The organism is Skermanella sp., from assembly GCF_059503625.1.
Window position 1 is genome coordinate 1 of the sequence record NZ_JCACHA010001188.1, and the last position, 4,826, is coordinate 4,826.

6 protein-coding genes are annotated in these 4,826 nt (G+C 61.1%); 5 read left to right on the top strand and 1 reads right to left on the bottom strand.

What is annotated here, in order from left to right:
- Positions 1-49: 49 nt before the first annotated feature.
- From lepB to era, 3 genes are read left to right on the top strand one after another with little or no spacing between them, the layout of a single operon-like run.
- Positions 50-790, top strand: a complete 741-nt coding sequence (gene lepB, locus AC5JJ6_RS41825; RefSeq protein ID WP_496047730.1) for a signal peptidase I — start codon at positions 50-52, stop codon at positions 788-790.
- 12 nt (positions 791-802) lie between these two features.
- Complete coding sequence (rnc, locus tag AC5JJ6_RS41830; RefSeq protein ID WP_496047726.1) at positions 803-1,531, top strand: ribonuclease III; 729 nt, start codon at positions 803-805, stop codon at positions 1,529-1,531.
- Positions 1,524-2,516, top strand: coding sequence for a GTPase Era (gene era, locus AC5JJ6_RS41835; RefSeq protein ID WP_496047727.1), 993 nt, complete (start codon positions 1,524-1,526; stop codon positions 2,514-2,516). Before rnc ends, era begins: the two co-directional genes overlap by 8 nt.
- Before the next feature lie 46 nt (positions 2,517-2,562).
- On the opposite strand, the gene AC5JJ6_RS41840 is transcribed toward era, so the two are convergent.
- Positions 2,563-3,417, bottom strand: a complete 855-nt coding sequence (locus AC5JJ6_RS41840; RefSeq protein WP_496047728.1) for an amidohydrolase family protein — start codon at positions 3,415-3,417, stop codon at positions 2,563-2,565.
- Between the two features lie 335 nt (positions 3,418-3,752).
- Here AC5JJ6_RS41840 and AC5JJ6_RS41845 point away from each other — a divergent pair, with 335 nt between their 5' ends.
- Positions 3,753-3,974 carry a hypothetical protein gene (locus AC5JJ6_RS41845; RefSeq protein ID WP_044426240.1) on the top strand — a complete coding sequence of 74 codons (222 nt, stop codon included), beginning with the start codon at positions 3,753-3,755 and terminating at the stop codon, positions 3,972-3,974.
- 178 nt (positions 3,975-4,152) lie between these two features.
- Positions 4,153-4,755, top strand: coding sequence for a TetR/AcrR family transcriptional regulator (locus tag AC5JJ6_RS41850; RefSeq protein WP_496047729.1), 603 nt, complete (start codon positions 4,153-4,155; stop codon positions 4,753-4,755).
- Positions 4,756-4,826: the final 71 nt, after the last annotated feature.

Here is a 4,826-nt window from a genome sequence, read left to right on the forward strand (position 1 = left end):
CGGGTGGCGTCATGCCATGACAGAACTGACCAGAAAGCAGATCGATTCGATGCAGAAGAACAAGAGCGGCGGCATCGGCGAGACCATCAAGACGGTCGTCTACGCCGTCGTCATCGCGTTTGGCGTCCGTACATTCGCCTACGAGCCGTTCAACATTCCGTCGGGATCGATGATCCCGACGCTTCTCGTGGGCGATTATCTGTTCGTCTCCAAGTTCTCCTATGGCTACAGCCGATACACGGTCGCCTTCGGTGCGCCGGTGTTCGACGGCCGGGTGCTCTACACCAAGCCGGAGCGCGGCGACGTCGCCGTGTTCAAGCTGCCGCGCGACAACAAGACCGACTATATCAAGCGGATCATCGGATTGCCCGGCGACCGCATCCAGGTGATCGGCGGAATCCTGCATATCAACGGTGAGGCGGTGAAGCGCGACCGGGTCGAAGACTTCGTCACGACCGACCAGTTCGGCCGTCAGGTTCGCGTCGCCCAGTACGTCGAAACCCTGCCCAATGGCCGCAAGCACCGGATCATAGAGGAAAGCGATACGGGCTCACTCGACAATACCCAGCTCTATACCGTACCGGAGGATCACTTCTTCGCCATGGGCGACAACCGCGACAACTCGCTCGACAGCCGCGTCAGCTCGATGGTCGGCTTCGTGCCGGTGGAGAACCTTGTCGGCCGGGCCGAGTTCCTGTTCTTCTCGATCGACGAAGGCTCCAGCTTCTGGGAGTTCTGGAAGTGGCCCTGGGCCGTGCGCTTCGGCCGCATTTTCGACGGTGTGAGCTGAGTGGGGCAGAGCATGACAGTCGACGCCGACCTTTCCGAACTTGCAGCCGCACTGGGGCACCGGTTCAAGCGTCCGGAGCTGCTGGCTGACGCGGTGACCCATCCAAGCCTGAGTGGCATGGAGAGGGTCGGCAAGCGCGGGTCGCGTACGCCGGCTCCTGGCCTGGCCTATGAGAGGCTGGAGTTCCTGGGAGACCGTGTATTGGGCGTCGTCATCGCGAACTGGCTGCTGGAACGCTTTCCGGCCGAGCGGGAGGGGGCTCTGGCTCGCCGTCTCGCCAGTCTGGTCCGGTGGGAGACCCTGAGTTCCGTCGCATCGACCTTCGACCTGGGGCGCTACCTGCGTCTGTCCACGGGCGAGGCGGAATCGGGTGGCCGCACCAATGGCGCCATCCTGGCCGACAGCTGCGAGGCGATCATCGGCGCGATGTACCTGGACGGCGGCCTCCCGGCTGCGGAAAAGTTCATCCGCGAACGATGGGCGGAGCGGATCGACCGGACCGCCGGACCGCCGCAGGATGTCAAGACGGCGCTTCAGGAATGGGCACAGGGCAGGGGCAAACCCCTGCCTGTTTATGAAGTCATGGGCCAGAGCGGCCCCGATCACAGCCCGAAATTCGAGGTCAGGGTGCATGTCGAAGGTCATGACGCCGTGACCGCCGAAGGCAACTCGAAACGGGCGGCGGAAAAAGCTGCGGCCAGCGCCATGCTGAGCCGCGTTGGAGCACAGATCAATGAGTAACGATACTTCCGCTCCGGACGACGACAAGGTCCCCGAACAAGAGCCGGCTCCCGTCCAGGAGGCGGCGCCGGAACCGGCCTATGTGCCCGAACACCCGCGCTGCGGGTTCGTGGCTCTGGTCGGAGCCCCGAACGCCGGCAAATCGACCTTGCTGAACAATATCATCGGGCAGAAGGTCTCGATCGTTTCCCCGCGCGTCCAGACCACCCGTACGCGGGTGCTGGGGATTGCGACCGAGGGTGACAGCCAGATCGTCTTCATCGACACGCCCGGCATCTTCGCGCCCAAGAAGCGGCTGGAACGCGCCATGGTGGCCGCCGCGTGGCAAGGTGCGACCGATGCCGACCTCGTCGTGCTGCTGATCGATGCGGCACGCAAGTCGATCGATGCCGACACGCGCGCAATCATCGCGCGCCTCAAGGATTCCGGCCGCGAAGTCATCCTGGCGCTCAACAAGATCGACCTGATCAAGCGCGACAAGCTGCTGGCGCTCGCCACCACGCTGAACGCCGAGGGCATCTTCACCGATACCTTCATGATCTCCGCCGAGACGGGCGACGGCGTCAAGGATCTGCGCAACCTGCTGGCGACGCGCATGCCGGAAGGACCGTGGCACTTCCCCGGCGATCAGCTCTCCGATATCCCGATGCGCCTGCTGGCGGCCGAACTGGTCCGTGAAAAGCTGTTCCTTCAGCTTTACCAGGAGCTTCCCTATTCGGCCACGGTCGAACCGGAAGGCTGGGAAGAGTTCGACGACGGCAGCGTCAAGATATCCATGGTCGTCTATATCGAGCGCGACAGCCAGAAGGCTATCATCCTGGGCAAGGGTGGGCAGCGGATCAAGCAGATCGGTGCCGCCGCCCGTACCGAGCTGGAAGAGATGATGGAGCGCCGGGTCCACCTGTTCCTTCACGTCAAGGTCCGTGAGGAATGGACCAACGATCCGGAGCGCTATAGGGACTGGAACCTGGACTACACCGCCTGAACCCGTCGGCCGTGAGCGCGAAGCCGCCGGTACGGCTGCTCCGCGCTCACGGCAGACGATAGAACCCGGCGGCAGTGTCACGGAACAACTGTCTGCGCTCGCTTTCCGAGCAGGAATCTGTCGCCCACAGCATGGTGTCGACCCAGCGCGGGTAATCCGTCGCCAGTGTGCTGACCGGCCAGTCGCCGCCGAACATCAACCGATCGAATCCAAAGCACTCGACCACGTGGTCGATATAGGGCCGCAGGTCTTCGCGGGTCCATGCTTGGTGGTCCGCCTCGGTTGCCATGCCGGACAGCTTGCACCAGACATTCGGCAACTCGGCCATTGCCCGGATATGCTCGCGCCACGGGTCCAGCGATCCGGTACGGATATCCGGCTTCCCGACGTGATCCAGAACGAAGCGAACCTGTCCGCACCGTTTGGCCAGCTCTACCGCCGCTCCCAATTGGTGGTGGTAGACGCATATGTCGAAGCTGAGGTCGTATTCCGTCAGCAGCCTGACCCCGGCGACGAAATCGGGACGAATGCAGAAGTCCGGATCGGGTTCCGACTGGATCAAGCGGCGGACGCCGCGTACCAGCGGCAATGCCTTGAGGTTCTCGATGTCGGCGCGTGCGGCGTTGCCCAATTCGATCGGAGCCGCCGCGACGATGGCTTTTATCCTGTCGTCCCGCAGTGCAAGCGCTGTGACCCATTCCGCTTCCGCCAACCGGTCGCCAGGTGCTGTATCGACTTCGACGAAGATGAAGCCCTCCACCCTGACTGGCCCGCAGACCGCCGCAAAGTCGGCGGGTGAATGGGGTTTGTTCAGTTGGGGAATGTCAGCCATCCAGGGATACGAAAGAGCGGCTGGATCATAGAGATGGACATGGCTGTCGATCACCGCCAAATCGTTCACTTCCAATCCTCCCCTTACAAACTTTCGTATTTTGCTGAGTAATTTCAGTATCAACAAAAAGAGATCAACTTACAATGTCGTCTCTCCCAGAAACAGAGAGGCCAGCCGGTTTACTCGAAAGAGGTAGACCGAAATGAAGACCATTGGCAAAATATTGAAAGGCTCGATCGGATAAGCCTTGCGACAAGCCAGGCTATGACTTTCATAAAAGTGGTAATCCTTAAACTGCCAACCGTCAGCGGGCATTATTTACTTGTCGTTAAGTTTCTCAGGTCAGTATCGGCTCGTGGACAGCAAGACGCCACTTCGAAGAAACCCTCAAGAGAGAGCCGATCATGACCGATGTTCGTCGCAACACTGATCTCCGCATCGCCCAGTCGAGCCGTGTTCATGCCCGGTTGATCGAGCGCTTCATCGAAGTTACGGAAGCCGAACTCGCCGGTCAGACCGATACCTTCGTCCGTGAAAGCCTGGAAGACCTGCTCTACACGATGCGCCATGACCGCCGCGGCTACGGTGCCCTGGGTGGCGTGATGCCGGTTTCCGAAGCCGCCTGATCCGGCGTCTTTCATACCCTGTCCCTTGATGGCGCCGATAAAGCGAACCCGGCCATGCGATCAAATCGCCGGTATCGCTTTCGGCGGCCTCCTTCCCAAAATCTATCTCTCGCCGCAATTGCAAAAGATTTTTGTGGACTGAGCGGTCCGGAAGACCCATCTCTTCAGCGTGAGGAATTTGGGGAGCCTGCCGCCTGCCATGGGACGACCACGCGAATTCAATGCCGATGAAGCTCTGGATCGTGCTCTGCACGTTTTCTGGACCAAAGGCTATGCGTCGACCTCGATGCAGGATCTGCTCGATGCCATGGGCTTGAGCAAAAGCAGCTTCTATGAATTCTTCGGCAGCAAGCACGATGCCTTCATGGCGGCCCTCCGTCGATATGGCGATCGCGAGGTCGCGCGGCTCGATGCGACGGTGTGCTCTGGCGGATGCGCCCGCCGCCTGATCGAAGTCCAGCTCCGCAGCGTGATCGAACGCCCGAGCGGGGATGGCGACCGCCGAGGTTGCCTGACCGTCAACTGCGCGGTCGAACTCGCTCCCCACGATCCAACGGTTCACACAGCGGTTTCCAGTCATCTGGACCGGATGGAAGAGCTGTTCCACCGCCTGATCGCGCGTGGTCAGGAGGAAGGCGGGATCTCGCGCCGCCATGATGCTCGTTCCCTTGCCCGATATTTCGTCAACGCTCTATGCGGTCTTCAGGTCATGGCGAAAGCCGACCGGAACGCTCAGGCACTCGACGACGTTGTCACGACAATCCTGGCAGCGTTGGACTGACGCGATGTTGCAGCTCGCCAGTTCCGTACCCATTTTGGACCGATTGGTCCAATTCACCTTCCCACTTTTCG